Source organism: Pseudomonas sp. GZD-222 (assembly GCF_049310525.1).
Taxonomy (GTDB): domain Bacteria; phylum Pseudomonadota; class Gammaproteobacteria; order Pseudomonadales; family Pseudomonadaceae; genus Aquipseudomonas.
Window position 1 is genome coordinate 50,229 of the sequence record NZ_JBMOWO010000116.1, and the last position, 26,647, is coordinate 76,875.

A 26,647-nucleotide genomic window follows, 5' to 3' on the forward strand; every position below is an offset into this window, starting at 1 on the left:
ATGCCTAGAAACTCTACTGCCTTATTTACCTTGAACGCACAGAACGAAGCCATACAAAATCAATATGGAGACGATCACTTTCAGATTCAGGATCCGTTAACAGGTAATTTTTACACAGTAAGTTTCGTGTGGAATTGTTCTTTGGCAAAGAAGGTATATGCACAAATGTATTTTTTGGAAGGTGAAATATCGAGGGGGTACGCAGACGATAAAAACAGGATTACTGTCAGCAGCCTATCTAGTGCACGCCAAGAGATTGCCTACCTTCGCGACATATGTGAATACTGGGAAAGAGTATTTCCTGAGAGGACACTTCAATCACTTACAAGATTAGAATTGCAACAGCTGTTTCGATACTTTTTAATTAAAAAACATGACAACCAAGATGGTCGTGAAATACTAGGATTTTCAACTATGAAGATGCTTAGCACCATCTTTGACCGAATGGGTTTTTACTTACATTCGGGAAAACTTGTTGACGGCATTACTCTTCGAATTAATGAGGCTTTTAGAAAAAGCACCATGAAGCCTCTTCTCGACCCCTTGGGCATAGAGTATGCCATTTGGCAAAAAGGGGGCAGCTATGGCTCTATACCGTTAACCTGCGCATCGCTAATGCTCGCCGAAGCTATCACATTGATAGAGTCAGACGAAGCTAAAATTGCTGTTATATTTTTCGAACAGTGGCGCAAGCGAAAAACCAATATACAAATGTGGTTTTCTAACCAAGATAGGCTTGAACTATATCGAAGGATGCAATCACCAGATTATATTTTGACACGTTTTGAAAGGGACTGGGCAGAATCAGCAAGGGAACTAGGCGAGGCAATTGATGCTTCAACATCTTCCCATTTTGATCGATTACCCTGGAGTCATGTTGGGAAGCTAGGAGACTTTTGCCAAGAGCTGTCCAAAGCGACCCTGGCAGTCATTGCACTACTGAGCGGTTTCCGCCTAGTTGAAATCCATGGAATGAAGATTCATGACTACACCCAAGAGCCTGACGGATCTTGGTGGTTTAACTCCGAGAACAACAAAACAGAAGCAGGATTCTCTCATCCTCGCTCTCTCCATGGCCTGGCCGCTGAAGCGGCTACTTTAATGAAAAATATTTCCGCCGTGGACTCTCTAAAGCTCAATCTACCTCTAATACACAGTGGATATAGAGCTGGGGCTTTTGTTCTCGCACGAGGCTGGGGAAAGCTTAGTGCGCAGGAGTGGTTAAAGGACTCTGGGTATAGCCTGCCAACACTTCGAAAATGGTTCAAGGAATTTTACCAAAATTATGTGGTACAAAAATACCCCGAAGCGGGCGAAATACATAGTGAGGTCTCCCCTCACCAAGCCCGCCATACATTCGCCGAGTTTGCGCTTAGAAGGTTTGATGGAAATGTTTTAGAGAAAATTCGCGAGCATTTTCGTCATTCATATGGTTCTTATCACACGCGACGATATACACGAAATAAGTTGAGCGAATCTGTTCAGATCAGCATGGAGCGGGATTACCTCAAGGAAGTAATGGGGCGAGTCGCATTGGGAAAAATTGAAGACCGTTTCTATGGGCCTGCGGCGAAACGGATTGAGATTGAAATGTCTAGAATATCGGTACTTTCTGCAGATGAATTCGAATTTGAACTCCAAGAATTGGCAGATCAATTTGTGAGATTTACCGCATTTGAATGGGGTTATTGTGCGCTTCGAGCGAATGAACAGCACATCGCAAAGTGTCATGATCGGGAAACAGGTACGCCTAACGTCGATCAACGAAGCGGGCCGGAGGTATGCGCAGGATGTCCTCACAGCATGAACAATACCTTACAAAGGATGGAACTGGAGAGGATAAAAATATCGCATACATTTATTGCTGAAAATCACCCTTTAACGGTATTGCGCGACATGAGCTTCGAGGTTGTCAAGAGAATCGAGCGCCGCTTAGACGAACGGGTGCCAGCATGAAATTTAGTCTCGACGAATACGCTATTTCTTCGGATCCTTCCAAGGAGCCCATGTGGGTCAACTCCGAAACTAAGCGAAAATTATTTCAAAACGTATGCAAAGAATTTGAAAAAATTAAGGGAGCAATTGAATCAAAAAACGAACTAACCATTAAAGAACGTAGAATTATAGCGCGCAGAGTCGCTATAGATAGCGGGGTTGATCCGAGCCTCTTGAGCATAAGGCGGCAGCCAGAGATCAACAACCTTATCATTGAAAAAAACCTTGAACTTGATGAGCTATGGAATATTATTTCAGCAACCAAGTATACGTACGGCAAGAAACTCACCAAAGCCGAACTCCATAAGAAAAATATAATTCAAGCAGCAGAAATTGAACGCCTTACCAATTTAAGGCTCGCCGAAGCGCTTACCAGATCAATCGAGAGCCAAATTATTGACAGCCACAAGAATCTAATAGCACAGATTGATAACTTAAAAGCTGAAAAAGCTGAACTCCAAGACAGAAACTCACGACTTACAATACAACTGCGACAGATGATGAGCTCATTGAACAATATTAGAAACTAATAGTCCTATAACACTTCCACCGAATTACTTACTATTTTTAAGCCTCCTCTAAGCAGCCAACTCCTAGTGGCCTGCAAAATTCTTTATCGGTGAATGATATTTCGGCGACCACGTGCGAAGGTCAATGGGTATAGATTTAACATACTGATATTTCGTCGGAAAAGCATCTGCCATTTCACGGTCACTCTTGACCAAGCCCTTCCTATTGTCTTTATTATCCGTTACCACTCAGGAGGGAAGCCGAAATGACCTCTTCACTCATACTGCGTCAAGAACGTAATCTCGAGGAAACTAAAGATGGCTTTCATCAATTAGTATTTAGCTGCCTGCAATGGAAAAGTTCGAATCTCGAGCTGATGCCTCAGGCAGCCAGGCAGCGTTTCGCGGTAATGTGCAGTCAGCCTCTGGACGACAGTTTAGTTATCGAAACCTTGGAGCGAGCACACATTCATGGCGCCATGTCTGCGGTTAAGCTAATCGCCGCACACAAAGACGCGCTCTATCTTTTTTTGTGCAGCGATGTAGCCAGCAACACAGTCCGATCCCTTGAAAATTTATGGAGCTCGGTCATAAGCATGGATCGTAATGGGCGACTATCAGCAACTTTTGCGAGCGAGGACGAGGTTTATTCAGGTCGTTCTGATTATCCGTTTTGGTCGGTTGCCAGAGACATCCTTAAGTCTAATGTACTTGGGTTTGTGCGGTATGAGTTGCCAACTATCAGTATGTGCTCAAATGAAATATTTGAAGAAGATTATTTCGTGCCTTATCTACCACATCAAGGTATGATCCACTCAGTATTCAAACCGATTTGCCATACCATAATGCAATCAATAAACAGCATGATGGGCCACACTACATATCAGACGGCGAAGTATTACCTACTCCTAGGTGATACGAAGAAAGACACCTAAGAAACAGCTGCGATGTAACCTGCATCGCGCGGTCGGCTCGCAAAGGCAAAGCCCACAGGTAGCACCACCTCCCTGCACGCACTTCGACAATAGTCAGCGGGCAGCCGACACCCTGACGCTATTGGAGATATGCCATGCGCGTTCCTGTGTATCCAGATGATCTCGTCCCTAACCGCGGCGTTAAGAGGCTTGCAAAGATCCTACATAAAAAATGGTGCGGCCCAAATCCGGTTTCACTTTCGCATCTCCGAGAGGTGGTTTCCAGGGGGTTGGGATACCGCGACTACCACGATCTTCTCCAAGCGTCCAAACTATCGCATGCAGGTGAACCATCCCCGGTAGAGGCAGAGGTCAGACTTGGAATTTTGTCAGCTTTAAAAGCCGTCTTGGAGCCAGAAGAGTGGCCAGCTTCCGACTATGCGCAGCTGGAGCGGCTCGTGGCAACGCTACCTCTCTTTTCTCTCACGGCGCTCAACTCTCAGAAACTGCCCAAGCCGCACACGATCAATGAAGGTTCAACAAATCCAGAAACTAGAGTTCACAATCTGGTAACACCATATCTCGCGTCTACAGTCCCTCAGCCAAGCTCAGATCAACTTCGCCGCATTGCTGGTTTTGTCGCCGCTTCGGGAAGCATGAGAGATCATGCGTTGTTAATTTTCCTGATGTCAGGCCTCCGGCCATTGGAGTTTCTGCCCTGCAAAGTCGACCAAATCAAAAGATTCACTGCCGGTGAACCGATGATCGAAATTCAGGCGTTTAGGGCATCGACGAGCAGGGCTCTCTTTGCTATGCCAAATTCCATTCATCAGTACATTCAAGCCTCGAAGCTATCATCGGAGGATTACCTTTTTGCCTCAGATCGTGACTCTAAGTCACCTATGACGATAGTGGAGTTACGACGGATTTTCGCATGTTGGGCGCGCGGCGCGGGGATCGAACCGAACCTGGTCGTTCCTAAGAAAAGTAACTACTCCGTCACAATAAAGCGTGCAGCTCAAATGGCCTCGAGATGATGAGACATGCCTAGATCTCGAATGTACAACGAGATTCAGTCACACGATGATTTGCGGTCTCCACCATGGGCGGAAGTACCTTTCCGAGAGCACCAAGAGAAATTGAGCATGCCCCGCTTTGATGTTGACCTACGCCGAGTATCTCGTGAGCATTACATCACAGCTAAAGCAGCTATCAATTTTCCTTGGCCGGAGGCGACCACAGGCGGCTGGCATCACCTTTCCTACTGGGACAGGGAAGCTGGCCAGCTCAAGGTTTCACTCGCGGGTATCCATTACCCCGATACCTCAGTCTATTTTGGTGAGTTTGGCATCTGGGACGCTAGTCTGGAGCTCAAGCGACGCGGCTGGACGATCGATCACGAGATCTACATAGCTGATCATTTTCGTGCCGCTGCAGATATGGTTCTCGCCTGGGCGTTCGGCAAGTCGAAGCACTGCAATGTCGAGTTCTCCGACTGGTTTCCGGAAGACCAAGATCAATGCTACATCCTCCAACTGCTTAACTCGGCCACCGACATGATGAACGAATCGCGGCGTGATCGTATCAATCAGTGGTCTGAGTCGCAGCTACGGCGAACTGATTGATCGTCAAACGCTCTGCAATTTTGAGGTACCGTAGCCTGACCTCATCCACACTTTTCGAGAACATCCTATAAAAGAGCTTCGAACCGCCGCTGAGATTCTTGAACGTCTCAGTCACAACCAGGACGCCCTCAGAGCTGCGGTAGAAGAGCTGGCGAAATGGGTCGGTGATCGCGGGGCAACCTCAGTTGTTGGCAACGTCAACGGGACGCTGGCCACCGATGGATAACGACATTGACGCAGTGCGCAATGGGATACCGTCCTGACTTACGCAAGGTTAGTTAGGCGGACGTTTACATAACTGTGCGCCTAAAGGCATTTTTAAAAGTCTTGTAATACGGGATATATCTATGAGCAGCTACAGTCGATACGTGGATGACGCAATTGCACTTATTAATGAACTAGGCGTTTACAAAACCTCTACAGGCATCTGGGCATTCACCGATATGGAAACGGCAAGCTCGGGTTACATCCATCATTCTCGCACCCCCGTGGCTGTGGCTGCCTATGCGGCTATTGACCCCATCTTCGCCGCAGGTCGCATTCCTAATTACTCACTTGTTGATTTGGTTATTCAGATTTCTTGCATGGACGCCATTGAAAGTACTGCGCTCGCTATTATTTGCGGTGCAGAGCCACCGATCTTCCCATCAGCAGCCCAGCGTGGAGAAATTTTTGGCGAAACCTCTTGGCAGATTGTGAACGATTATGGCTTAGAGAGTTGCTTCATCCAAGTCAGGCCCTATGGTTCAGAAGGCCGACACTACACAATGCGACCGCAGGGGTTTGATTATGAACAGTCTAAGCCTATTCCAGAACTATTGAAGGCTATGCGCAAGTCCTACAGATCCATGGAGCCAATTCAGAGGATTATGGTTCTTACCCTGCTGCATCTTTACCTTCAGGAACGTGACAAAGTCTTTCTCATCGGCGGATGTCCAACTAAGATTTCTGCAGTAGAGGCTCTTGAAATTCTTCGCCAAGATAAGCATTCATTGAAAACATGGGCAAAGCTTGTGAGCCATTATGCCGGATGGTGATCTCTTCGATCCGTGAAAAACGGCTGACGCTTTTGGTGTGCTCAGCCGCTGCCGCTGCCGCCCCGAGCGGCGAAGGCATGCAATTGACTGGAGTTCATCTGACCTCACGCATGGGCTGATCGCAGCTCAATGCTCATAGTGGAAGTACCCAGCACATTGCTCATAATTTTTTGCCATCTAGGAATTGGTTAGTCTTCAGATACCGACAATTTTGGTGGAAGACCATGGACAACCAGCTACGAAAACACGCAAAAGAGCTCCGCCAGGCTGCCAATGTCAGTGTCAATCTGGCCGCGATGTGGGCCAACGTTGCTGAGCGAACCTGGAGATCTTGGGAGACCGAGAGCGGCAACGTCACCTCACGCATACCCTCTCCCGCTGCGCTGTGGAGTTTCCTAGCTCGTTCGGGGATCAACATGCGTAAACTGGGTTTCGAGATTGATGGGAAACCTCGTGGGCTTGCTCTCACTGTGGCCTGCTATAAGGGGGGCGTTGGAAAGTCATCCATCACTGTGAATCTCGCAGCGGCCATAGCTGAACTGGGCTTCCGGGTAGCAGTCGTGACGAACGACTATAACCACCGTTATGCATGCGAGGACGGCGAGCTACCGGCGCCTGGAAGCTGTGTAAGTCGAGTCGGGTTCTACGATGAGCGCGATCTCATCACCTTCCCATCGGCAGTAAAACAGCGACGCAAGCGAATCCGTGATCACCTGGCAGCCCTGCCGCCGAAAGAACAAGCCAGCTACCAGCTTGTATATGCAGACGAACTCGCAGCTCTAGAGCGGAAGCAGCGAGCTACCGTAAAGCTAAGCAAACTGATCGCACGCCACGATTACGTGCTGTTTGACGTGAATGCTGATCTGGAACTGGTACGGCGTTTCGCAAACCTAGTTGCAGTGGTTGTGGACACCAACTGTTCGATGGCTGTACGCAGCGCTGGAAAATTCGTCACAGCGCTGCAGAACATCAAATGTCGCGAGACAACTCCCAGCTATTTCGGCTTACTGACCAACTGTGATGTGGGAGGCGTCAGTACAGAACTGGAAGAGTTTGTTGGTGATTTCGTGAAGCTGAGCGATGAGCAGTACCAGGAGATCACCGAATCAAAATTCTCGACCTGTCGGCGCCGTGAGCGGGTGCTTGAGCTGGTCGACTCACTGAAGTTTCCTCCACTGCACACTGAGTTGACCGGCGCGTACCGGATCGCCATCGAGATGCTGGAAGACGCTCCCCCTCCGGGACAGGAGTACGGCTACTTCAGCGCATTCGTGGATTTCGCACCGCGCTCTCATGCCGCTCGAGAGATGCGTCGTCTGGCAGATGAACTCATCCATTGGCGGCTTCGCCACACCTGGAAGTGACAGGTTTTCGACACTCCGAGGACGTACCAAATTCGCAAGTAAATCTGCAGACTTTTGGTCTGTATCCAGCTGAAATCCTTGCACAGCAAGGGCTCCATGGCTCTGGGAAACCCGCGACTCGATACCGGCTTTTCCTTCCGCCTGAGCACCGACCTGCTGATAGCCTGTCTAAAAAGATTTTGGTAGGTAGCCTGGAGTAGAGGCATAGGCGGCCACTTCGTGTCCGTAGCAGCGACATTCTCATGGCATCGGCTACTGCACCCTCGACTGCGAGCAACTTAACTGCTTGGTTCTACTCAAACCGGAAAAACGAGGACGCAGGCCCTCTCAACGCTACCAACGCCCACGAGAAGTGGTAGGGGAATCTTAGGCACCAGCAGGAGTCTAGGGTCACTTGATTTCGATGCCCCCTACCGCCTTATCAGTCGCGCCGCCCGATCATGCGGCTTCCTCAGTTTCGTTATTTGCCTTCACTCGATTTACTTCCCAAGGCAAAGCAGGCTGAGAGCGGATTTTTTTGTATCTGCCCTTGGCAAACATGTAGGTCTGCAGTTCCATGAAACGCCGGTTCTTGCCGACCATCTCATAGGTGATCAAGAATGCTATCAGCGGCTTGCTTGCAGTCTGCCAGTGCTCGCAGATCTGATCCGTCGTCATCTTTAGATCGGCAACCCTGCTGTAGCCAATGAAGGTCTGGAAAACGGCCCCATCGGTCTTTTGAAGCAGCTTGGAGAACTCATTGATATCGGTGTGGGCTCGCTTCCACTCCCACTCCACAAACGAAAGCGTGTCAGTGTCGCTGTAGCGAATCACCGCATCTGTACGCCCCCCTTGCTCAAACAGGGCTCTCGCTCCAAGCAGCGTGGCGCACTGCCTTACGACCAATCCAAGATGGATTGTCCAGTCAGCACGTCTTGCTACGGCATGCGCCTCAGACACCGGGAAATCCCGGTACCACAGACAATTAAACAATGTGATGAAATCCCGCTCGACTCGCTTCATGGGTTCCCTTAGTGGCTCGGACAGCTCACCGCTGTTTCGGCTGAGCTGATTCAAAATTGAGAGTGCTACTACCTGCGAAAATAGTGTTGAGGCTCACCTAATCCATATCCCCCTAGGAAAAGCATTCTCTATGCAGGCCTGATGAACCAACAGCCTTTGAGGCGGTGCTGATCTTGAGCAGTGCAATGATGGGGCTCAAGCCCTGAAGCTCGCGGTTGGGATGAATCGCTCCTGATCGTAAATTAGCCTGCCCCAGAAACGACGAAGCCCGCACTAGGCGGGCTTTCGTTCGTCGATTTCAGTTAGGGTTATCAAGCCCCAACTTAAGCTGCATCTGATCCTTCCAGTGGGCCACAGCATGATGAAGATGCCGTTTTGTATTGCGCCACTCAAGCAGCCCCCTACCGTGCTCGCTTGCCTCTCGCTGGCTCTCGTTCAAAACCTTGCACGCAGCATCGAATCGCTTTTTCACAGAAGAGTTACCACGCGCAGGCCTGTCCGAACCGTGGTTGCCATGGATGTACCAAACCTCAGTCAGTTCCAGGATCGGGCGCAGGATCATGTTTAGAGGCAAGCTACATTCAAGATCACCCAGGAAGACCACTGGCTCGGGACGATGGAGCTTTACCAACCTGATGACATGGTCGAAGCGTCCATGAGCATCACCCAGAAACCAAATCACTCTTTTCCTTCACGCAATCGTATCTATTATTGATTCCGTACTGGCACAGTGAAACCTCACTAATGTAGCGACTCGCCCAGCCCCAGGTGCTGAGTGCTGACGTCTTGTTGAACTCGTTCACCAAATCGGCGGCGCTTTCCCCTATGTCGATCCGCAGTGCGAACTGCGGCCGCATTGCGTGCCCTACGCACAAGAATGAGGGGCCGGCGCCTCTCGGCCAAAAGCAGCCGTTCATGAACGACCGGTTGAATCCACAACCCAAAGCTGACGTTGGCGACAGGCAGAAAACGGCCAAAAGCAGACGGTCGTCGCCAACAAAAGCTCCTATTCATCTCGACAATGAGCAACATTCATGCTGCAATCCACCAATACTGGCTTTTTGCTACCACGACTGGTATTTATTCTTTGCACTAGCCCCTGCATTTATACATAGGGATTACTTTATGCCTCTACGCTTCAGACAAACATTTACTCTTTTCCCAGGTGTTCGTCTGAACATTGGTAAGCGTGGAGTAAGCGCAAGCATCGGTGTTTCCGGGGCCACAGTCAATTTTGGACAAAAAGGAATTAGAGCAACAGTAGGGCTTCCCGGTTCTGGCTTATCTTATACAACTCCGACTTTGTCATACGATGATGGGTGCTCTGCTGCCAATCAGCTGAATCCTTCTTCGACAGAGCCTCACCTTGAATCCCTGCTCCCCCAAAGCAACACTCCACCCATCGCCAAGACATATATACCCCAAGCTGGTATGAATGAAATCTCCAGTGCTTCGGTTGAAGTCCTGACCAGCTCATCACTTGTGCCATTGAGAGACTTGATTGCTAAAGCACGAGAACAAAGAGCAGAGGTAAAAGCTGACTTACAAGATGCTATTGCTGAAGAAGCAAAACAAAACAGCGAATTAGTCCGACGCAAATCAAGTTTTTTTCGCTGGTTTTATAAGCACCGCATTGCCGAGCTTGAGACTGATCTCCCCCTCACGCAAGCCGAAGTGTCTCGTCTTGCATCGTGGGAAGAAAACACCAAAATCTCAATAACTTTCGAGAGTAGTGATGCTTCTCAGCGAGCTTATGCTGCAGTGGTTCGTGCATTCGATGTATTAAAAACAAGTATTAAAATCTGGGATATTACTGCAGACAAGGCAACAGACCAATTTTCCGAAAGAACTTTAGCCTCGCGATCTGTTGATCGCCACCCCGTCACTTTTGACTTCAGCTCTACTGATCTCATTAAATTTACGGGGCGCGCAATGCGATTTGAAAATGTTAACGGCGACGATATATTGCTGTATCCGGGTGTGGCAGTCATGCCGCGAGCCGATGAAGCGTTCGCCCTGATCGATATACGCGAGTTGCAAATCCATGCCGAACGTCGAAGATTCCAAGAAACGGATGGAGTTCCAAGTGATGCCAGTATCGCTGGGTACACATGGGCGAAGACCAATAAAAATGGATCACCAGACCTCCGCTTTAAGGAGAACTATCAAATACCTATATGCATTTACGGGAACATTACATTTAAATCACAAACTGGAGTAACAGAAGAGTACATGGTATCTAATGCTGATGCTGCTCAAGCCTTTGCCGAAGCAATCAAGCGTTACCAAATAGCTCTCAATGAGTCCGATATCACGGCATGAGTACAAATTACTTAATCGCAGCTTAGGCTTCAAAGGAAACACCTTAAGGGCATCGACAGTGAGAACATATTATATTTGGCCCTAACCGGCTATTTCCTGTGTCGCGACCCATAAAGTTATTAATAATTAATTCCTACTCATAAATCTAGGTCATATCCCACAGACGCAATAACCAGAAACCTACTCTGTGACGCCCTGGGCAAAATTTACCGTTGCTATGGGTCGACAGCTGCTGGCCGCGCTTGACCGCTATCGACCCATAGCTGCCTGTCACAACGTATGCCTAAGCGACACCTAGGTCTTCCTTCCTACTTCACCTTTACGTCGGTCGTGATCCGCCAGTCCGTGCGGCCAACGCCACACGAGAAGTACATCATTCGTTACGACGAAGCCCAAATGATCTTCGACCAAATCACTAAACGTGCCCTCCTCCTGTCCCAATGCTCTTTGGCTGACGAGTTGGGATGAGGTGGGTCGTAGCGTTTGAGCCAAGCCTAGGCCTGTACTTCTGCAGTGAGCAGATCATATGATCAGAACAGCACCTACCTTAATGGGAGTAACCATTTTGCCGAACGTGTTTTTCTCTTACTGCCATGCAGACGAAGCCCTGCGCGACCAACTGGAAAAACAGCTTTCCATGCTCAAACGCCAAGGGGTCATTGAAACTTGGCACGACCGAAGAATCGGCGCAGGCCAAGAGATCGATGCAGCTATTGACGATCACATCAACAGCGACGAAATCATTCTGTTACTGGTGAGCCCCGACTTCATCGCTTCCGACTACTGTTACAACATCGAGATGGCCCGCGCTATGGAGCGTCATACAGCGGCGGAAGCGATCGTTATTCCTGTGATTCTTCGCCCGTGCGATTGGCACCACGCACCGTTCGGCAAGCTGCTCGGCACGCCCCAAGATGGGAAGCCAGTGACACTTTGGCCTGATCGGGACGAAGCATTCTTGCAGGTCGCGAAGGAAGTGCGGAAGGCCGCCGAACGATGCAGCCATAGCCAACCGAGCACAGCACCACGATCTGAGCGCACCGCTTTCAATAGCGGTTTAGCGCCCGCCCCTATGTCCCCGGCTGGCCCTAGGTCGAGTAACCTTCGGATGGCTAAGAGCTTCACCCAGCTGGACAAAGACCGCTTCCTGCTCGACAGCTTCGAGTACATCGCACGCTATTTCGAAAACTCGTTGCTGGAGCTCCAGGCTCGTAACCCGGGGTACGAAGGGGTGTTTCGTCGCGTAGATGCTAATCGCTTTTCTGCGAGTATCTACAAGGACGGCCACGACGCTGCGAAGGCGACCGTTTTCACCGGTGGCCAGCTGGGCGCGGGGATCTATTACAGCCATGGAGATTCGTTTGGCGGTGGTTCGTACAACGAGGCACTCACCGTAGATACGGACGACCAATCCCTATACCTGAAGACCTTCGGCATGTCGTTTCACACTCGGCAAGACCCAAAACTCTCCCAAGAAGGCGGTGCCGAGACACTATGGAGCATTCTCATCGCACCGCTACAACGCAATCGGTGAGTCATTGCTTAATGCGAATTAGCCAGAACACAGGGGGCATCTGGTTTCGTTTACGCCGCCCCCTGCTACCAAGAAGTTAGACCCACATAGAAGGCTCAGACCATGGAAGTAATCCTGCTCGCCCACATCAAATTTAACCGAATAGGCTCAGCCAGTGGTGGCGGTGGCTTTCAACGCCAGCGCCAGGTCAGGTTTTCCGCTGAGATTGCCGACACCGATCAAGCGGCCTTACGGGAGTTGGTGATCGAGATCGCCGAGGCACATGGTGAAGCGGCTGGAGCCTTGAAAGACTTGAGGTACGAGCGAAGCTACGCAGGAGAATTTGTACTCAACATCCAAGGCCTGAGCACTTCATATGGCACCGCTTACGCCGAATGTCGCGTCATCCATGCGCTGAAGGCCAATGGGCAGTACTTCCAGCTTCAAGCAATAGACGACAATGACGTCACACCGTATGTCTCTTCTCGGCAGGCTATTTAATTCGCATAAAGGGCAAAGCTGCGCTGCAGCAGATTATCGGCGCAGCTCCCCTACCCGCTGAGGAATGATCATTAGCTCAAGCACAAACCTCTGTCATAGCCAGCAAGCATTCCCATGCTCGAACTGAGTCAACACCTCGATCACCCGTCCTAAGGTTTTCTGGTCTTTCACAAAGTCGATTGCTGTCACACCGTCGAAAAGATGCCTGGTCGTCGACAGCCTTACAGTCGCCTTGGCTTTTTCACCAAACGCCTGCTCGGCCATTTGCCGCGCCCGGTCAAAGTTTTGCACGTCCTACTTATCTTCGATGTCGGCATTACCGATGCGTAGTTTAAGCGAACCTTCAAGAGAGCCAGGAACGAAAAGGCCCGTATCAAATCCGGGCCTTTCTCTACTGAGTCAGGCTGACCTCGGCAAACGATTTTGCAGGGTGAACGCCATCACTCAGCTATGCCTTACACGCTTCCTTATCTTCCATCGTAAGCCGGGGGCACTCGGAAATTTGCGGCAATACAGCAGAAGCTAGGTATCTAGCCTTACTCGCTGGCAGGTTAAGGTGAACGCGTCACTTATGAATCGCTTCCCAGTAAGCTGTCCACAAATTTGTCGTTACAAAAAGAGGATTGGAATGGCTGAAGAAACTCAAGGCGAGGGCAAGCTCAATGCTGCTCAGGCCCTCTCCATCGGATTTATTGAAAAGGCCTGGGAATTCACATGGGGTATACAGCTCATCTACATCGTACTGTACGCCGATGCCGTGCTAGCGTGGTTTCTTCACAGAAATTTGCTTTCGGTCACTGCGGATAGCATGCAGATTTGGGAATCCATTGGCGCCCTACTCATAGTCGCAGCAGGATTCTGCCTCACCGTATCGCTCATCATCCCACTGTGTTCTGGGTTCCTGAGGGCAATCATCATCGAGTTCGCGCCAAATTTTCTCATCAATGCATTCAGCGAGCGCAGCGCCGAAAGAGGTGAGGTATCGCTCCATTATTTGCACACTGAGGCCTTACGGACAGGCGATGAGTTTTTGATGGCGATTTATAGGGAAAAGAACGCGGGTTGGTTGCGCAAGCTGATAGACCAGCAGCAAGCTGGGACGCTGATTGTTGGCTTGGTGATGCTGATAATTGCAGATATCTGGGCTGGATACGCCTCCGGGACTGAGACACTGATCCTCTGGCTCGCCCGTGGGAATGAATTGCCGTTTTACCTGTGCCTGGCCCCAACCCTAAGTACCTTGCTAATCTTCACGATCCTTAAGCCCTGGCCAAGAGCCTATGTCTATCACCCATCCATCCGCAGACAACAGGATCAAGAGCGTAAGGCCATGTATGCCCCTGATACGAATACAAGTCTGGAGTGATAAACTCACTACCACTGGCGTGATGATGGCTGAACCACAGAGTTCACGATGCCCGCAGTTCTCTGGATCGCCGTAAAAAAATCGAAAACCAAAACGCCTTCGGTCATCGACATTACGGTCAGGCGCTGCGCTGCCTCGTCAAGCATGAAAGGCATCACCCACCGTTCAGCCACTGTTTTCTGGGTGGCGGGCACCAACCAGCGGATGGATCGCAGATACATCCAGGATGCCATCCGCTCTGGGTTAACTATTTTGAGGCCAAGAAGCCTTTAATTAGATCAAAGGCTCCTCCTGAGACGAACAGAGTAATGAAGACGTCCTTCTGTTCGGCAAAAAAGCTCCATTCGTTCTGCCCCAGTCCAACACCTAGAAGGATGGTTGTCATCAAGACATATCGCCAAGTGGGAGCAAAGATCTTGGCGAGCTTGAGCACCGAGGTATGCTTGATGAATTCTTCCACGTACTTTCTATACTCACGCCCCAGATAAGCAGCAATGGCCACAAGCAGCATAGCTAGACTCAGCGCCATACTTTGAGTAAGCGGTACGAGAAACAACGCTCCGCACCCTAAAAAAAGCCAGCTCCCCAAGGTAGCCAGCTTCTGGCTGTACCCCTCAGCAACCCGGTGGGCACACCAAGGCATCTGTGGATCAAAACCACGTATATCCAACATCCTAAACTCCTTCGATTTGAACGCGTTTGTCCAGTAGAGCTTGACCACCACTTTCACTATCCAAAATGGCCTTCACCACCGTGCACAGCAGCTTCTGAGACACGGTTCATCCCTCAAGAATGATGGTTTCATGACAAAGTTTTGTTCGGGATCTCCATCCAGGTTGGAAAAATAACTTAAAGACGCACACTTCCTTTTGCAGAAGACAGTCCAAAGCTCATCAACCCGTGTGGTGAAGCTCTGACTCAGTATCTCCCGCCGCATGCCCCAAAACAAACGGGCGATGCTGCAGCACCTGAGGAAGCAACAATCCGATCTATTGGTTTGGAATGAGTGCAGTCAAATCCAACTCTTCTCGGTTGATCAACCTCCGATGCTCGATCGCATTTAGCATTTTCTGGTCTGCTTTCTGCTTCATCCGCAAGTAAAGCCCAAAAGTCTCTGAATCCAAATGAGGCTCTTCGAGTAGAGCGGCAGCGGCGCTGCTTAGCTTTCGGGCGTCCTCAAATAGCTGATTGTTGCGTTCCAGTGCGAGGTCAATGCAGGCAAACCCAATATTCTCTTTCACAGGAAACACTCCGAATTTTATGCGCTGAAATCAGGCACGTATAAAGTTAGGACATCCAGGCCAGGGCTTTGACTGCAAAAATTTTGAGCTGACAGCAGCCCCAAAAATCGGGTGCCTCCGGAAAAATTGGAGAGTTCTAACGCTTGGTGTACTGCGTGCAATCGAAGATTTTCACATCATTTGTAGTCATCACCTGCCACCGCTTTCAGGTACATGACGTCGGCTTCAATTCGTAAAGAGTGCCATTCGCGCCAAGCCGGATCGACAGGAACGCGGGCTAAACGTATTGTTCCTCTACCCCAACGACCGTTAACCGCATCTAAAACACCCATCAGCTTCTCGCTCCCAACCGGCGGCGCTGCAGCAAACAGATCGCCTGTGATCTCATTGCGCTGACTCAGGTCGAGTAGAAGTACTTCTGCCTTGCTGTAACGGAAGCCTTCGCGAAAAACGCGCCCCACGCCTTCCTGTGCAGCCTTTGTCAGCAAGCGCGTGTCATCAGTTGGGTATGGCAGCTCCACAAGAATTCCGTTGGCGTACTTAGCTTCGTCTGGGTTGAACATGCCGGTGCGGATACTCACCCGTATGGAGCTGGCCCGGTAGGTCTACTAAGCGCCGCCTGTGCGCGAATGCTCGGCGCCCAGACCATCTTCATGGTCGATGACAATGATTACCGCCTGGCCTACGCCCGCGAAGCCTATGGCGTAATTCCAATCAACTTCGAACAGGATGATGATCCTGCCGACAGCATCATCCGCCAAACACCGGGTATGCGCGGGGTCGACGCTGTAATCGACGCCGTCGGTTTTGAAGCCAAGGGCAGTACCGCAGAAACAGTGATGACCGCGTTGAAGATTGAAGGCAGCAGCGGCAAAGCTCTACGCCAAAGCATTGCTGCGGTACGTCGCGGCGGCGTGGTCAGCGTGCCCGGCGTGTATGCAGGCTTCATCCATGCCTTCATGTTCGGTGATGCGTTCGACAAGGGGCTGACCTTCAAGATGGGGCAAACCCATGTGCAGAAATACCTTCCCGAACTACTCGAACACATCGAGGCCGGGCGCCTGCAACCTGAACTGATCATTACCCATCGCCTAGCCCTGGAGGAAGCCGCCCAAGGCTACAAGATGTTTGATCAGAAACAGGACAACTGTCGGAAGGTCATTCTCGTGCCAGGGGCTGCTTCTGGAACCCGTGGCGCGGACTCCGTGTAAAGGAGACAAGTCATGAGCGATCTTGCTACGTACTTCTGGATTGCCGTAACGGCAATTCTCCTACTCGTTGACCTCTGGGCCATCATCAGCGTGTTCAGAAGTGACAAGTCCGATACATCCAAAGCGCTTTGGGCACTCTTGATCGTGGTGTTTCCGCTCGTTGGCCTGGCCATCTGGGGCATCGCCGGCCCGCGAGGGATCAAGCCTGGCACCGGGCCGACATCTGAGGAGCACAGCAAAGGCTGAAACATTCCCACCAAATCCAGACAGGGGTATACATCATGATCGAACAAACAGGCATGAAACCCGGTGAACGCTACTGCGTGGAGAATGTCGAGCGTGCACATCAATTCCCGGGTTTCTTTCAGGACGGCAAGTATTACCTTGGCCCTGAGCTTTTGACTGCTATTGGCTGGTTCGAGGGTAACCGGTTCATCTATGACAATCTCGATGCCGAGGGTGAGCCAGTCTTTCCGGATCGGGTGGCTGGCACAATAGAAGGGTTGACGTTGAAGTTGGTGGACGGGACATCGCTTCAACTTTCGAGGTTAGACGCCAGCGCCACCATCCTTCCCCTGTTCAACGATGAGGAGCAAAGCTCGACTGCGAGCCCCCCTACAATAACAGGCCCGTTGCGCGGCAAAGTGGTGGTCATTACGGGGGCCTCCAGTGGTATAGGCAGGGCCGCTGCTCATGCTTTTGCCTGCAAAGGTGCTCGCTTAGTGCTCGCTGCTCGGGATGAGGATGCATTGTTTGACGTGCTGGATGAATGCACCGATTGCGGTACAGATGCTATCGCCGTCACCACCGACGTCACCCAGAGTGATCAAGTGCAAGCGTTGGCTGGGCACGCAGCCGAATTTGGGCGCGGGCGGATAGACATCTGGATAAACAACGCCGGCGTCGGTGCTGTCGGCAGCTTTGAGGACACTCCACTAGAGGCACATGAGCAGGTAATTCAGACTGACCTTATTGGCTACTTGCGTGGCGCTTACGTAGCGATCCCCCACTTCAAGGCACAGCGCAGCGGCATTCTGATTAACACCTTGTCGCTAGGTAGTTGGGTTGCTCAACCTTATGCCGCTGCTTACTCGGCGAGCAAGTTCGGCTTGCGGGGCCTGACTGATGCCCTCAGGGGTGAGCTGACGGAGTTTCCCAACATCCATGTCTGCAATATCTATCCCGCAGTAATGGACACCCCAGGTTTCAGGGACGGCGGCAACTACACCGGCCATGCTCTCAAACCGCCAGGGCCAATTTACGATCCAGAGCTGGTAGCGAAGGCGATGGTGGATTGCGCAATATCGCCCCGCTCTCAAACCACTGTTGGCGCTAGCGCGCGCCTTGCCCACTTGGCCAGCTACCTCGTGCCTGGGCTGCCTCTACTTTCGGGATGGCTGACACGCTGGGGTTTAGATCGCAGTCCCAGCGCAGGGATCTCCTCCGGCAATTTGTTTGAACCGCCGAGTGGCCGGCGCTGTATCGACGGTGGCTGGAGAAACCAGAAGGACAAGACACAACTCTTGATAGGGGCAGCAATAGTGGGGCTCATTGCAGGCTTTGTTTACGCCAAATCGCGTCGCACGCGCGGCTAGGTATTCAAAAAGAAGGGGCTTGGCGGGGAAGTAAGGCCTCGCCAAGCTCGCGACCAACCGTCTGTCGAGCAAATCGAGATCCAATTCCGACAATCCCCTGTTGGAGCGTTCGAACTGATAACAGCGATCTCAATTGAAGGAGCCTTTATCATGCGTAACTACCCAACGCCCCCTTTCCCTTCTCAACCTCAAAGCGTTCCAGGTTCTCAGGAAAAGATGACCCCTTACCCTGATTGCGGTGAGAAAACGTACACCGGCCACGGTCGACTGGAGGGCAAGATCGCGCTGATTACAGGTGCGGACAGTGGCATTGGACGTGCGGTTGCCATTGCCTATGCGCGCGAAGGCGCGGACGTCGCTATAGCCTATTTGAATGAGCATGAAGATGCCCAAGAAACCGCGCGTTGGGTCGAAGCATCTGGTCGACAATGCCTTCTTCTACCCGGCGACCTCGCTGAGAGGCAGCATTGTTACGATATCGTAGACAAGACAGTTGGGCAGTTCGGTCGCATCGACATCCTGGTGAATAACGCAGCGTTCCAGATGGCCCATGAGTCGCTTGACGAAATCGACGATGCCGAGTGGGTGATGACGTTCGACGTGAATATCACAGCCATCTTTCGTATCTGCCAGCGGGCATTGCCCTCAATGCCCAAAGGCAGCTCGATCATCAACACCAGCTCGGTCAACTCCGATGATCCATCTCCGAAACTATTGGCCTGTGCCACGACAAAAGGTGCAATTGCCAATTTCACAGCTGGCTTGGCCCAGCTATTGGGGAAGAAAGGAATCCGGGTCAATTGTGTGGCTCCAGGCCCAATCTGGACGCCCCTGATTCCGGCCACTATGCCTGATGAAGCCGTCAGGAACTTCGGTTCGAGCTACCCAATGGGCCGCCCAGGACAACCCGTTGAAGTCGCCCCGATCTATGTTTTGCTGGGATCCGACGAAGCTAGTTACATCTCTGGCTCGCGCTATGCTGTGACTGGAGGTAAGCCCATCCTTTGACCAGAAACAACTAGCCCCGCCATGGCTAGCCGATTCGCTGCTTCAGGTGGATGATTAACTCGCGGGTCTATAGGGAATGGTAGAGATGGGTAATGAAACGCGAAAAATCGTACCCTGCTCCAATGTTGACTCCACCTCTATCTCCCCGCCATGCCCCGCCACGATTTCAGCGGCTATAAACAAGCCCAGGCCCAAGCCCACAGTCTCACCTCTCTTGTCGTCGGAGTACCTTGAGTAGCGGCCTTCCGGGCTAAACAAAATAGGCAATGCATCTGAAGGAATCGGCTCACCGAAATTTAAAACAGTGAAGAAAACGTAAGCCCCATCGACTTTCAAAGTGACATGAATGGGTTGCTGAGGATCTCCATGACGCACAGCATTACTGATGAGATTGGTAAAAATCTGAGCCACACGCTCTGGGTCAAACAACCCAACAACCTTATCGGTGGAGTTGAACACAATTCGTGCATGAGGATGTCCGGTGCGGAGTTCATCTACGGTAGCTTGGCAAATGTAGTGCAACTCTGTGACCACTCGACTGATCGGAATTCCTGTTCCTAAGTTACAGCGCGCAAAATCGAGCAAGTCATTTACAAGGTGATTAGCGTGCCTGACACTAATAGCAACTTGAGTTGCGATCGTCTTTTCACGATCATCTAGATGTTGTGATTTGCGCAATAGATCAGCGCCCATCGTCACGGCACTCAATGGCGAACGCAAGTCGTGCCCCAACACACCCAATACCATTTTTCTGGTCGTATCTACAGCTTGCCCATAAGACGATATAGACTCGGCCAACGCTTGATCTATCGCTGCGTTGAAACGAACCATTTCCTGAACTTGATTAGCTCCCTCCTTGCTCTCCTGGGCCAACCATAAACCGAGTACGCTGGCCCGCAGCGCGCGGTACTCCGACACCATCTGATCTAAGGAGAATCCGGCCACCAAGCGTGTTACCCCATGGGTCTGAGCGGGGGTCTCGACATCGCTTAACCCGTATCCCTGAGACATGTCATTTTGTTGCGGTGGGGGTTGCGAGGTGCGCATATCGGACGCTACACGCCTCAAGATTTGCTCCGCATGATTTCGCAGGCCGCGGGAATCCAACGGAGGCAATGGGGTATCCACAGTACTAGCGAAGTCGTCCCACTCCTGCAGGATAGGCTCCAGCTGGTCAAGGATGAATTCTGACAGTCGCATGGCCGATCCTACTATGCACCTTTGGGAGTGAATAATCTCAGACTAGTAGAATGACAAAGCATGGTACAGAGCCGCCACGAGACCAGTCGTCAGATGGGTAAAACGCCTCTCAGCTGTAGCTCACTAACATAAGAAGGCTCACTGGATTTTTCAGCCATGTCCCCAACGGTGCTGGTGGTAGAAGACGATGAGATGCTACGCAACCTCATTGTTGAAGCTCTTTCGATGCTCGGTGTCCTCATCATCGATTGTGCCAATGCAGATGAAGCTATGACTGTGCTCAATCGCTCATCTCCAATAGCTCTGGTGATCACCGACGTGTGCATGCCTGGCACTATGGATGGATGGGAGTTAGCCAAGCAGATCTGGTCACGTTGGCCCAGCTTGCCAGTGGTCGTCACGTCGGGGAACCGAAACGTTCCAGATGGGGCTCTGCCCCTGAACGCAATGTTCATTCCTAAACCGTACACACTGGACTTATTGCTCCAAGCAACACGAAACTATATCTAATTGTGAAGAACCGCCCCATCTTAATGTTCAGATATGTTTATAAACCCCACCAGCACAAAGCAGTCGCGTGTTTTTATAGCGAATCATTCTAAATGATTGATATCTTGTGCAGAGCGTCCTGCCACACTTAAGTTACGCACCACCAAGACCTGCCCAAGCGGAACGGTGAAACATCAGTAGTGAACCTTAACTATTGCCACTCATAGTGGGTGTGCCATGTCGTTAGAGCTCCTCATCCTTAGTCTTATGATCGCAGCCTCCGTCTGGTGCTTAATTGCTGGAATTTTTATGGCCCATCGAAACAAAGACAGGGACGGCAAGCAATAAAATTATTGCAATAAATACCTGTCATAAGACTAACCTTTTCGCACCATAAATTAGGGCAGCGCCTCACCATTACTTTCGGGGCTTGGTTATTCCTCACACCATTGCTCTGCTCTTCGATTGATTTGGAGCAAGATCTGATAACAGCCCTTTTTAACCTAACGATCCTCATCCACAGGCTGGATCGACCGGAACGATTGCACCTCCTCTTCCCCTTATTACGCACGTTGCTACGGCGACCGAGTGCGGCTTTATCCTCCCAAATATCATCAAATCTTGGTGCCGAGTAGATTCCCCAGAGTTGGGGGTAGAGATCAATGTCCGTTGTTAGGCGCCTTACCCTTATGGCTTTGCACGGAAATAGACATAAATGGCTACGAGATCGACGATAACCACGAATGCGACCGCAAAAACCACCAAGCAGATACCCCTGATAAACATGACCGTGCTCCCGCATCTAGGGTGAACATCATGGCAAAGCAAGTATCATTCCAGTTCGTTGCAGGCAAACCAGCTGCATTCCAATTCACGCTACGCATTAATCATGGCAAATCCGTTTATTGATCCAGAAATGACTGCATAGCCAGAGCGTTGCCCAGCGCTGCCCCTGAAGCGGTGCTGTCGACGAGCTACTTCAACACACCTCGCTATCAGTCCGCTGACGGCGTGTTCTTTCGCCACCCCCGCAGGTTCAAGGCGCACAGGCAGAATTGCAGCACCACCAGCGCCCAGGCCTGGGTATGCCATCCCCAGATCACCCACAGCACATTGCTGCTGATGAAACAGCAGAAGCCGACCCGGCGTCGCCTGGCCTGACGCGAGCCTGCGCACCAGGCGGCCACCACCGTAAGCAACATGGCCGGCCATTGCATCAGATCAATCAGCAGTTCCACAACGCCTGCCCTCCCTTCGATGACGTTCGTCATCGTATTGGGCGTAGCGGGTTCCCTGTTCGGGAGTGCGACGGTCGATGTTCATGCTTCCATCCTCGATGGCAACTTTGAATTTCTGAGACGTGCCTGGGCCTCATCGTTCCATTGGCAAAGCCTGCTGTTGAAAAAATTAAACCTTTAGCCAAAAAGCACGCTCCATTGTTTAGCGACACTGACGTCGCGCCCCCCCCCTTTCCTGGAGCGAGCTATGAACAATCCATTCCTCAAGCGAATCGGTTTTGCCATGGTGCTGGCCGTGACTTCGGCCCATGTACTGGCGGCGACCTCATCCGACTTCATCGATGCCGCTACCGAGGCAGGCATCGCCGAAGTTGTGGCAGGTAACTTGGCCAAGGAAAAGAGCAAGAACCCCGAAATCAAGGCATTCGCACAGCAGATGGTCACCGATCACACCCAAGCGAACCAGAAGCTCGGCGATATCGCGCGCAAGCTCGACATCACCGTGCCGGATGAAGCGACGATGACCGACAAGGCCAAGAAAGTGATCCTGGAGTGGCGAGACGAGACCTTTGACCGGTCGTATCTCAACAACCAGGTTGATGCCCATGAAAAGGCGGTGGAGCTCTTCAAGAAGGAAGCCAGCTCATCCGACAATGCTGAGCTAAAGGCCTTCGCCAGCAACGCTCTACCCAAACTCGAGCATCACCTTGAACAAGCCAAGCAACTCCAGGCTAAGCATGGCCAGAAGGAGTGACACCGATCGAATGACAAAGGAGATCAACAATGAGTGCACAACTGAATGGCAAGCGCGTGGCCTTTCTGGTCACCGATGGCTTCGAACAAGTGGAGCTGACTGGCCCTCGTGAAGCGTTGGAGAAGAGCGGCGCTGTGGTCGATATTCTGGGTGACAAGGAAGGCACGGTACGCGGCTGGAATCATGACAAACCGGCCGACGAATTTGCAGTGGATGCAACTTTCGAAAGTGCCCACCTCGATCTATACGATGCCCTTGTTCTGCCCGGCGGAGTGCAAAACTCCGACGCGATTCGGCTGATTCCAGGTGCGCAGAAGCTGGTGCAAAGCCATGATTCGGCTGGTAAGCCGCTGGCGGTGATCTGCCACGGCGGATGGCTGTTAGTGTCGAGCGGGCTGGCTAAAGGCAAGCGGATGACCAGCTACAAGACATTGCAGGACGATATTCGCAACGCCGGCGGCATCTGGGTGGATGAAGAGGTCGTGGTGGATGGCAACCTGATCACCAGCCGTCAGCCTGATGATATTCCCGCCTTCAACGAGCAGTTAATCAGGGCTTTGGCAGGCTGAGTTTATCGTATTGTCGTTACGGCCCCCTTTGTAGTGCCCTGCACCGATAGGGGGCCAATACTTAATCCCGTTCTTCTTCCTTGCGGGTCTCAGGACTTCCTATGCCGCTCTTGCCGGGCCGTCTTCTGTGCGGTCGAATCGTGAGCAGTCCCTGACGAGCCATCCGGTCGATGCGCATCATTGTCACGCTCTTCTTCACCGTTCGGCTTTGTCGGTGTGTCTGTTTTAGTCTGATCTTCAGTGTGTTTTTTCATCATCTTTCCTACCCAACTCTGTTCCGTTAACCAGTGGATGGGTGCCGCGCTCGGCTCCTCCATACAGTGATGTCATGACGGGCAATAAAGTTCAGGTCAGTGGCAAAGCCGCGACGGACAAAATGCGGTGAACCAATTGCGTGCAAACTACGTCCACCACAAAAGCCCCATTGAGTCGATTCCAAAATGGCGTGCGATCCTGTGATGGCAGTGCTCGGCTACCTCAAAGACCACCAACTGGTGCTCACAACTGCGGAGTCATGCACAGCGGGTTGCATCGTTGCATTGCTCGCGGCTTGCCCAGGTACCGGGGAGGTGCTGGAAAGCGGCTATGTCGTGTATTCCCCCTCTGCCAAGAAACGCCTTCTAGGGGTAAATCCAGAGACAATCGAGCGTTATGGCCTGACCAGCGAGGCGGTGGCCTGGGAAATGGCTGTAGGAGCTTTGAAGGACAGTGATGCCAATGTAGTTATTGCAACTACTGGGGGAGCTGGGCCTAACCCTGAATCTGGAATTCTGCCCGGCACCCTGTGCTTTGCCTGGGCATTTGCTGGCGAGCCTATCGTAGTGTTTACCCATACTCAGCGTTTTGTCGGAGAACGATCGGAGGTTATGCAGGAAGGTGCTCTCTATGGGCTGACCCAGCTTACTCACTATCACGAGCGTTGGCTCCGAGAGCGCGCGCCTGAGGGGAATGGCTATGGCGGACGATGAGCTGGAATCCAGGAGTCACCCCGTCCAGGAAGACATGGCAATGCAGCAACGCGTTTGGCGCTTTGAACGAGTAGGTTGGTATGTGCTCGTGATCATTGCGCTGCTTGGTCTGGCCGGATTGTTTGGCAATGGCCCCCTCAGCGATGCTCAGGTCATGAGTGAGGATGGCCGGCTGCAGGTGGAATATCAGCGTCTAAGCCGCAGCGGCACTACTGACAGCCTTATCATCAGGGTACGTGGTAACGCTCGTGAGTCCATCATGGTGCAACTAGACGGTTCGCTGCTGCGTGAAGCAAGCATTGAAACCATGCAACCGGCACCGCAGGTATCGCTCTCCCAGGGCAAGGCTATCTTGCTGCAGTTGGGCACCAGCGACGATGGTATAGCCACCCTCTACCTGACATTGCGCAGCGACTACGTAGGCACGCTCGACGGCGTGGTTAGCGCAGGCCCATCCACCGCTGTCCACTTCTCCACCTTCCTATTCCCTTAGGAGCGAGTAATGGATTCGATCCTCCGCGCAGCAGCCATGTACCTTGCGTTGATGCTGTTGTTCCGCGTGGCTGGTAGGCGCTCGCTTGCCGACCTTACGACTTTTGATTTCGTGCTGTTGCTGATCATCGGTGAGGCGACACAGCAGGCTTTGTTGGGCGACGACTTTTCCTTCACTAACGCGATGTTGGTAATCTCGACTCTGATCGTACTGGATGTAGGCCTTTCACTTGCGAAGCTGAACTCCAAGCCCTTGGCCCGATTACTGGATGGCCATGCAACGCTGGTCGTCGAGCATGGACGTTTTTTACACCACCGGATGCGTCGAGCACGCCTGACGGAAGACGACATACTTGAGTCGGCACGTGACAGCCAAGGGATCGAAAAAATAGAGCAGATCAAATTTGCCATTATCGAACGCAATGGGAAGATCTCGGTGATACCCGAGGAATAACTCCTGAAAATACCAATCATCGTCGGCGTTGAACCCAATTGCTACGGAGCGACTCAACCCCAAGCAACTCCGAGCTTAGCCATCCACGATGAGGTGTCTGCATGAACGCTATTGATATGTTGGTTCAAGACCACAAGCTGGTAAAGAAGCTACTGGAAGAACTGTCCTCCACGACGGAGCGTGCCGTGAAAAGGCGTGCTGAACTCTTGCACCGAATTGAGCAAGAGCTACAGATTCACACGGCATTGGAAGAGGACATCCTCTACCCGGCGATCAAGCAAGCCGGCGGCAAGGAAGAAGCGAAGATGTATTACGAAGCCAAGGAGGAGCACCGTACCGTCGATTCATTGGTACTCCCTGATCTGCTTCATACCGAAACCGGCACCATTGAGTTCGCCGGGCGCGTTAAGGTCATGAAGGAACTCCTTGAGCATCACATCGAGGAAGAGGAAGGCGAGCTGTTCCCTACCGCAAAGAAACTCCTGGGCAAGGACATTCTGGAAGATTTAGGGAAGACCATGGAGGCGCATAAGAAAGCGCTCAAGGGCGAGCAACGGGCCGCCTGAAACAAGCGCCTGTCGCATTCGGTTCTGACCGGCAGCGCAGGCGCGCACCTGGATGCGCATGCATGGATGTTGATCGTATCTCGGATATCCCTAGAAACAGTCGAGAGCCGGATCATGGATCTGTGGAATTATTTGAAATTATGGCTCGGCAATAATTATGTCACACCAATAATTTTACTAAGCAGCAGACAGTCTGTCTGTCGCCTTGGAGCTAGCGCCTAGCTTGATGTCTAGCGTTCGATCGGTGAGCAATAGGCCAGCCAGCAACAGGTTGTTTAGTGTGCTCATGATAGCCTCGGCTGAGACATCACTGTTCTGAGAGCCCACCTTGAGCACAGCCAGCGTACCTAACGATTTTCACGCATTGATCAACGCACCAAAATTTTCAGACGACTTGCTCGGTCGGAGTCAATTGAAGCGGTGGCACCTCATCGCTGACGACATCTACAAAAGCACATCTATCGAGGCATTGCTGGAAGCAAGGGGCAAAGCCGAAGGCTACATCCATGGCTTAGTAGATGCTGGACACCTATCGACGAAAGACACCGACCGGGATTATCTCATTTTGAGCATTGTTCAAAGGCGGCGTGAGTTTCTGCAGAAATTGCTGAACGATTACGGCTACTGCACGAATCGTGGCTTTTGAACACATCCAGTAGCTGCAGATCAAAGGAGATAGGCAGCAGTAATGCTCCTCACCGCTTTGAAGCGTCG

31 protein-coding genes and 2 pseudogenes are annotated in these 26,647 nt (G+C 51.5%); 23 read left to right on the forward strand and 10 right to left on the reverse strand.

Features of this window, described 5'->3' with window-relative positions; genetic code table 11:
* The 7 genes from ACO6VD_RS22255 (at nt 1) to ACO6VD_RS22285 (ending at nt 7,444) form a co-directional block, all read left to right on the forward strand.
* The gene (locus ACO6VD_RS22255) at nt 1-1,956 is read left to right on the forward strand and encodes a hypothetical protein (RefSeq protein WP_422422167.1); all 1,956 of its coding nucleotides are present in this window, start codon (nt 1-3) and stop codon (nt 1,954-1,956) included.
* Complete coding sequence (locus ACO6VD_RS22260; protein WP_422422168.1) at nt 1,953-2,525, forward strand: hypothetical protein; 573 nt, start codon at nt 1,953-1,955, stop codon at nt 2,523-2,525. Before ACO6VD_RS22255 ends, ACO6VD_RS22260 begins: the two co-directional genes overlap by 4 nt.
* A 245-nt stretch (nt 2,526-2,770) precedes the next feature.
* Nucleotides 2,771-3,439 carry a hypothetical protein gene (locus ACO6VD_RS22265; RefSeq protein ID WP_422422169.1) on the forward strand — a complete coding sequence of 223 codons (669 nt, stop codon included), beginning with the start codon at nt 2,771-2,773 and terminating at the stop codon, nt 3,437-3,439.
* Between the two features lie 134 nt (nt 3,440-3,573).
* Entirely contained in the window at nt 3,574-4,455 is an 882-nt protein-coding gene (locus ACO6VD_RS22270; protein WP_422422170.1) for a hypothetical protein, read from the forward strand.
* Between the two features lie 108 nt (nt 4,456-4,563).
* Nucleotides 4,564-5,043, forward strand: coding sequence for a hypothetical protein (locus tag ACO6VD_RS22275; protein WP_422422171.1), 480 nt, complete (start codon nt 4,564-4,566; stop codon nt 5,041-5,043).
* Between the two features lie 347 nt (nt 5,044-5,390).
* Entirely contained in the window at nt 5,391-6,080 is a 690-nt protein-coding gene (locus ACO6VD_RS22280; RefSeq protein WP_422422172.1) for a hypothetical protein, read from the forward strand.
* A 224-nt stretch (nt 6,081-6,304) separates the two neighbouring features.
* Nucleotides 6,305-7,444 carry an AAA family ATPase gene (locus ACO6VD_RS22285; RefSeq protein WP_422422173.1) on the forward strand — a complete coding sequence of 380 codons (1,140 nt, stop codon included), beginning with the start codon at nt 6,305-6,307 and terminating at the stop codon, nt 7,442-7,444.
* A gap of 438 nt (nt 7,445-7,882) precedes the next feature.
* Here ACO6VD_RS22285 and ACO6VD_RS22290 read toward each other — a convergent pair whose 3' ends face one another.
* Both ACO6VD_RS22290 and ACO6VD_RS22295 read right to left on the reverse strand, forming a co-directional pair.
* Nucleotides 7,883-8,446, reverse strand: coding sequence for a hypothetical protein (locus ACO6VD_RS22290; RefSeq protein ID WP_422422174.1), 564 nt, complete (start codon nt 8,444-8,446; stop codon nt 7,883-7,885).
* Between the two features lie 298 nt (nt 8,447-8,744).
* Entirely contained in the window at nt 8,745-9,128 is a 384-nt protein-coding gene (locus tag ACO6VD_RS22295) for a metallophosphoesterase (protein ID WP_422422175.1), read from the reverse strand.
* 233 nt (nt 9,129-9,361) lie between these two features.
* On the opposite strand from ACO6VD_RS22295, the gene ACO6VD_RS22300 reads away from it, so the two are divergent.
* The 3 genes from ACO6VD_RS22300 (at nt 9,362) to ACO6VD_RS22310 (ending at nt 12,782) form a co-directional block, all read left to right on the forward strand.
* Nucleotides 9,362-10,768, forward strand: a complete 1,407-nt coding sequence (locus ACO6VD_RS22300; RefSeq protein WP_422422176.1) for a DUF4236 domain-containing protein — start codon at nt 9,362-9,364, stop codon at nt 10,766-10,768.
* A gap of 565 nt (nt 10,769-11,333) precedes the next feature.
* Nucleotides 11,334-12,302, forward strand: coding sequence for a toll/interleukin-1 receptor domain-containing protein (locus ACO6VD_RS22305; protein ID WP_422422207.1), 969 nt, complete (start codon nt 11,334-11,336; stop codon nt 12,300-12,302).
* A 102-nt stretch (nt 12,303-12,404) separates the two neighbouring features.
* Nucleotides 12,405-12,782, forward strand: coding sequence for a hypothetical protein (locus ACO6VD_RS22310; RefSeq protein ID WP_422422177.1), 378 nt, complete (start codon nt 12,405-12,407; stop codon nt 12,780-12,782).
* 93 nt (nt 12,783-12,875) lie between these two features.
* On the opposite strand, the gene ACO6VD_RS22315 is transcribed toward ACO6VD_RS22310, so the two are convergent.
* Entirely contained in the window at nt 12,876-13,073 is a 198-nt protein-coding gene (locus ACO6VD_RS22315) for a DUF2384 domain-containing protein (RefSeq protein WP_422422178.1), read from the reverse strand.
* Between the two features lie 337 nt (nt 13,074-13,410).
* On the opposite strand from ACO6VD_RS22315, the gene ACO6VD_RS22320 reads away from it, so the two are divergent.
* Nucleotides 13,411-14,148 carry a hypothetical protein gene (locus ACO6VD_RS22320; RefSeq protein WP_422422179.1) on the forward strand — a complete coding sequence of 246 codons (738 nt, stop codon included), beginning with the start codon at nt 13,411-13,413 and terminating at the stop codon, nt 14,146-14,148.
* A gap of 8 nt (nt 14,149-14,156) precedes the next feature.
* Here ACO6VD_RS22320 and ACO6VD_RS22325 read toward each other — a convergent pair whose 3' ends face one another.
* From ACO6VD_RS22325 to ACO6VD_RS22345, 5 genes and pseudogenes are all read right to left on the reverse strand, one after another.
* Nucleotides 14,157-14,369, reverse strand: a complete 213-nt coding sequence (locus ACO6VD_RS22325) for a hypothetical protein (RefSeq protein ID WP_422422180.1) — start codon at nt 14,367-14,369, stop codon at nt 14,157-14,159.
* Nucleotides 14,370-14,395: 26 nt separating this feature from the next.
* Nucleotides 14,396-14,821, reverse strand: a complete 426-nt coding sequence (locus tag ACO6VD_RS22330; RefSeq protein ID WP_422422181.1) for a hypothetical protein — start codon at nt 14,819-14,821, stop codon at nt 14,396-14,398.
* Between the two features lie 72 nt (nt 14,822-14,893).
* Nucleotides 14,894-15,160, reverse strand: coding sequence for a DUF4113 domain-containing protein (locus tag ACO6VD_RS22335; RefSeq protein WP_422422208.1), 267 nt, complete (start codon nt 15,158-15,160; stop codon nt 14,894-14,896).
* Entirely contained in the window at nt 15,138-15,389 is a 252-nt protein-coding gene (locus ACO6VD_RS22340) for a hypothetical protein (protein WP_422422182.1), read from the reverse strand. Before ACO6VD_RS22340 ends, ACO6VD_RS22335 begins: the two co-directional genes overlap by 23 nt.
* Nucleotides 15,390-15,565: 176 nt before the next feature.
* A pseudogene (locus tag ACO6VD_RS22345) lies at nt 15,566-15,976 on the reverse strand (DUF4113 domain-containing protein); the annotation flags it as partial.
* On the opposite strand from ACO6VD_RS22345, the pseudogene ACO6VD_RS22350 reads away from it, so the two are divergent.
* The 4 genes and pseudogenes from ACO6VD_RS22350 to ACO6VD_RS22365 all read left to right on the forward strand — a co-directional run.
* A pseudogene (locus ACO6VD_RS22350) lies at nt 15,971-16,600 on the forward strand (zinc-binding dehydrogenase); the annotation flags it as partial. The pseudogenes ACO6VD_RS22345 and ACO6VD_RS22350 overlap by 6 nt on opposite strands.
* Nucleotides 16,601-16,612: 12 nt before the next feature.
* Nucleotides 16,613-16,846 (forward strand): PLD nuclease N-terminal domain-containing protein, encoded by a 234-nt coding sequence (locus ACO6VD_RS22355; protein WP_422422183.1) that lies wholly within the window; start codon nt 16,613-16,615, stop codon nt 16,844-16,846.
* A 35-nt stretch (nt 16,847-16,881) separates the two neighbouring features.
* Nucleotides 16,882-18,195 carry an SDR family oxidoreductase gene (locus ACO6VD_RS22360; RefSeq protein WP_422422184.1) on the forward strand — a complete coding sequence of 438 codons (1,314 nt, stop codon included), beginning with the start codon at nt 16,882-16,884 and terminating at the stop codon, nt 18,193-18,195.
* A 150-nt stretch (nt 18,196-18,345) separates the two neighbouring features.
* Nucleotides 18,346-19,203, forward strand: coding sequence for an SDR family oxidoreductase (locus ACO6VD_RS22365; RefSeq protein ID WP_422422185.1), 858 nt, complete (start codon nt 18,346-18,348; stop codon nt 19,201-19,203).
* Between the two features lie 54 nt (nt 19,204-19,257).
* Here ACO6VD_RS22365 and ACO6VD_RS22370 read toward each other — a convergent pair whose 3' ends face one another.
* On the reverse strand, nt 19,258-20,403 hold the full coding sequence (locus ACO6VD_RS22370; protein WP_422422186.1) for an ATP-binding protein: 1,146 nt from the start codon (nt 20,401-20,403) through the stop codon (nt 19,258-19,260).
* A gap of 156 nt (nt 20,404-20,559) precedes the next feature.
* Here ACO6VD_RS22370 and ACO6VD_RS22375 point away from each other — a divergent pair, with 156 nt between their 5' ends.
* The gene (locus ACO6VD_RS22375; protein WP_422422187.1) at nt 20,560-20,913 is read left to right on the forward strand and encodes a response regulator; all 354 of its coding nucleotides are present in this window, start codon (nt 20,560-20,562) and stop codon (nt 20,911-20,913) included.
* A 974-nt stretch (nt 20,914-21,887) separates the two neighbouring features.
* On the opposite strand, the gene ACO6VD_RS22380 is transcribed toward ACO6VD_RS22375, so the two are convergent.
* Nucleotides 21,888-22,163 (reverse strand): hypothetical protein, encoded by a 276-nt coding sequence (locus ACO6VD_RS22380; protein ID WP_422422188.1) that lies wholly within the window; start codon nt 22,161-22,163, stop codon nt 21,888-21,890.
* A gap of 214 nt (nt 22,164-22,377) precedes the next feature.
* On the opposite strand from ACO6VD_RS22380, the gene ACO6VD_RS22385 reads away from it, so the two are divergent.
* The 7 genes from ACO6VD_RS22385 to ACO6VD_RS22415 all read left to right on the forward strand — a co-directional run bounded on the left by ACO6VD_RS22385 (nt 22,378) and on the right by ACO6VD_RS22415 (nt 26,579).
* The gene (locus ACO6VD_RS22385) at nt 22,378-22,884 is read left to right on the forward strand and encodes a DUF4142 domain-containing protein (protein WP_422422189.1); all 507 of its coding nucleotides are present in this window, start codon (nt 22,378-22,380) and stop codon (nt 22,882-22,884) included.
* 29 nt (nt 22,885-22,913) lie between these two features.
* Nucleotides 22,914-23,453: a type 1 glutamine amidotransferase domain-containing protein gene (locus ACO6VD_RS22390; protein ID WP_422422190.1), complete on the forward strand. Its 540-nt coding sequence runs from the start codon at nt 22,914-22,916 to the stop codon at nt 23,451-23,453.
* A 440-nt stretch (nt 23,454-23,893) separates the two neighbouring features.
* Nucleotides 23,894-24,421, forward strand: coding sequence for a CinA family protein (locus ACO6VD_RS22395; protein ID WP_422422191.1), 528 nt, complete (start codon nt 23,894-23,896; stop codon nt 24,419-24,421).
* A gap of 40 nt (nt 24,422-24,461) precedes the next feature.
* Nucleotides 24,462-24,914 carry a hypothetical protein gene (locus ACO6VD_RS22400; RefSeq protein WP_422422192.1) on the forward strand — a complete coding sequence of 151 codons (453 nt, stop codon included), beginning with the start codon at nt 24,462-24,464 and terminating at the stop codon, nt 24,912-24,914.
* A gap of 9 nt (nt 24,915-24,923) precedes the next feature.
* The gene (locus ACO6VD_RS22405) at nt 24,924-25,367 is read left to right on the forward strand and encodes a DUF421 domain-containing protein (protein WP_422422193.1); all 444 of its coding nucleotides are present in this window, start codon (nt 24,924-24,926) and stop codon (nt 25,365-25,367) included.
* Between the two features lie 101 nt (nt 25,368-25,468).
* Nucleotides 25,469-25,933, forward strand: a complete 465-nt coding sequence (locus tag ACO6VD_RS22410) for a hemerythrin domain-containing protein (RefSeq protein WP_422422194.1) — start codon at nt 25,469-25,471, stop codon at nt 25,931-25,933.
* A gap of 328 nt (nt 25,934-26,261) precedes the next feature.
* Nucleotides 26,262-26,579 (forward strand): hypothetical protein, encoded by a 318-nt coding sequence (locus ACO6VD_RS22415; RefSeq protein WP_422422195.1) that lies wholly within the window; start codon nt 26,262-26,264, stop codon nt 26,577-26,579.
* Nucleotides 26,580-26,647 lie beyond the last annotated feature (68 nt).

Excerpts from the sequence above, each read along its gene's own strand:
- ACO6VD_RS22255 (WP_422422167.1), top strand. The coding sequence starts at position 1 with ATGCCTAGAAACTCTACTGCCTTATTTACCTTGAACGCACAGAACGAA.
- ACO6VD_RS22260 (WP_422422168.1), top strand. The coding sequence starts at position 1,953 with ATGAAATTTAGTCTCGACGAATACGCTATTTCTTCGGATCCTTCCAAG.
- ACO6VD_RS22265 (WP_422422169.1), top strand. The coding sequence starts at position 2,771 with ATGACCTCTTCACTCATACTGCGTCAAGAACGTAATCTCGAGGAAACT.
- ACO6VD_RS22270 (WP_422422170.1), top strand. The coding sequence starts at position 3,574 with ATGCGCGTTCCTGTGTATCCAGATGATCTCGTCCCTAACCGCGGCGTT.
- ACO6VD_RS22275 (WP_422422171.1), top strand. The coding sequence starts at position 4,564 with ATGCCCCGCTTTGATGTTGACCTACGCCGAGTATCTCGTGAGCATTAC.
- ACO6VD_RS22280 (WP_422422172.1), top strand. The coding sequence starts at position 5,391 with ATGAGCAGCTACAGTCGATACGTGGATGACGCAATTGCACTTATTAAT.
- ACO6VD_RS22285 (WP_422422173.1), top strand. The coding sequence starts at position 6,305 with ATGGACAACCAGCTACGAAAACACGCAAAAGAGCTCCGCCAGGCTGCC.
- ACO6VD_RS22290 (WP_422422174.1), bottom strand. The coding sequence starts at position 8,446 with ATGAAGCGAGTCGAGCGGGATTTCATCACATTGTTTAATTGTCTGTGG.
- ACO6VD_RS22300 (WP_422422176.1), top strand. The coding sequence starts at position 9,362 with ATGAACGACCGGTTGAATCCACAACCCAAAGCTGACGTTGGCGACAGG.
- ACO6VD_RS22310 (WP_422422177.1), top strand. The coding sequence starts at position 12,405 with ATGGAAGTAATCCTGCTCGCCCACATCAAATTTAACCGAATAGGCTCA.
- ACO6VD_RS22320 (WP_422422179.1), top strand. The coding sequence starts at position 13,411 with ATGGCTGAAGAAACTCAAGGCGAGGGCAAGCTCAATGCTGCTCAGGCC.
- ACO6VD_RS22325 (WP_422422180.1), bottom strand. The coding sequence starts at position 14,369 with ATGTATCTGCGATCCATCCGCTGGTTGGTGCCCGCCACCCAGAAAACA.
- ACO6VD_RS22330 (WP_422422181.1), bottom strand. The coding sequence starts at position 14,821 with ATGTTGGATATACGTGGTTTTGATCCACAGATGCCTTGGTGTGCCCAC.
- ACO6VD_RS22355 (WP_422422183.1), top strand. The coding sequence starts at position 16,613 with ATGAGCGATCTTGCTACGTACTTCTGGATTGCCGTAACGGCAATTCTC.
- ACO6VD_RS22360 (WP_422422184.1), top strand. The coding sequence starts at position 16,882 with ATGATCGAACAAACAGGCATGAAACCCGGTGAACGCTACTGCGTGGAG.
- ACO6VD_RS22365 (WP_422422185.1), top strand. The coding sequence starts at position 18,346 with ATGCGTAACTACCCAACGCCCCCTTTCCCTTCTCAACCTCAAAGCGTT.
- ACO6VD_RS22370 (WP_422422186.1), bottom strand. The coding sequence starts at position 20,403 with ATGCGACTGTCAGAATTCATCCTTGACCAGCTGGAGCCTATCCTGCAG.
- ACO6VD_RS22375 (WP_422422187.1), top strand. The coding sequence starts at position 20,560 with ATGTCCCCAACGGTGCTGGTGGTAGAAGACGATGAGATGCTACGCAAC.
- ACO6VD_RS22380 (WP_422422188.1), bottom strand. The coding sequence starts at position 22,163 with ATGACGAACGTCATCGAAGGGAGGGCAGGCGTTGTGGAACTGCTGATT.
- ACO6VD_RS22385 (WP_422422189.1), top strand. The coding sequence starts at position 22,378 with ATGAACAATCCATTCCTCAAGCGAATCGGTTTTGCCATGGTGCTGGCC.
- ACO6VD_RS22390 (WP_422422190.1), top strand. The coding sequence starts at position 22,914 with ATGAGTGCACAACTGAATGGCAAGCGCGTGGCCTTTCTGGTCACCGAT.
- ACO6VD_RS22395 (WP_422422191.1), top strand. The coding sequence starts at position 23,894 with ATGGCGTGCGATCCTGTGATGGCAGTGCTCGGCTACCTCAAAGACCAC.
- ACO6VD_RS22400 (WP_422422192.1), top strand. The coding sequence starts at position 24,462 with ATGCAGCAACGCGTTTGGCGCTTTGAACGAGTAGGTTGGTATGTGCTC.
- ACO6VD_RS22405 (WP_422422193.1), top strand. The coding sequence starts at position 24,924 with ATGGATTCGATCCTCCGCGCAGCAGCCATGTACCTTGCGTTGATGCTG.
- ACO6VD_RS22410 (WP_422422194.1), top strand. The coding sequence starts at position 25,469 with ATGAACGCTATTGATATGTTGGTTCAAGACCACAAGCTGGTAAAGAAG.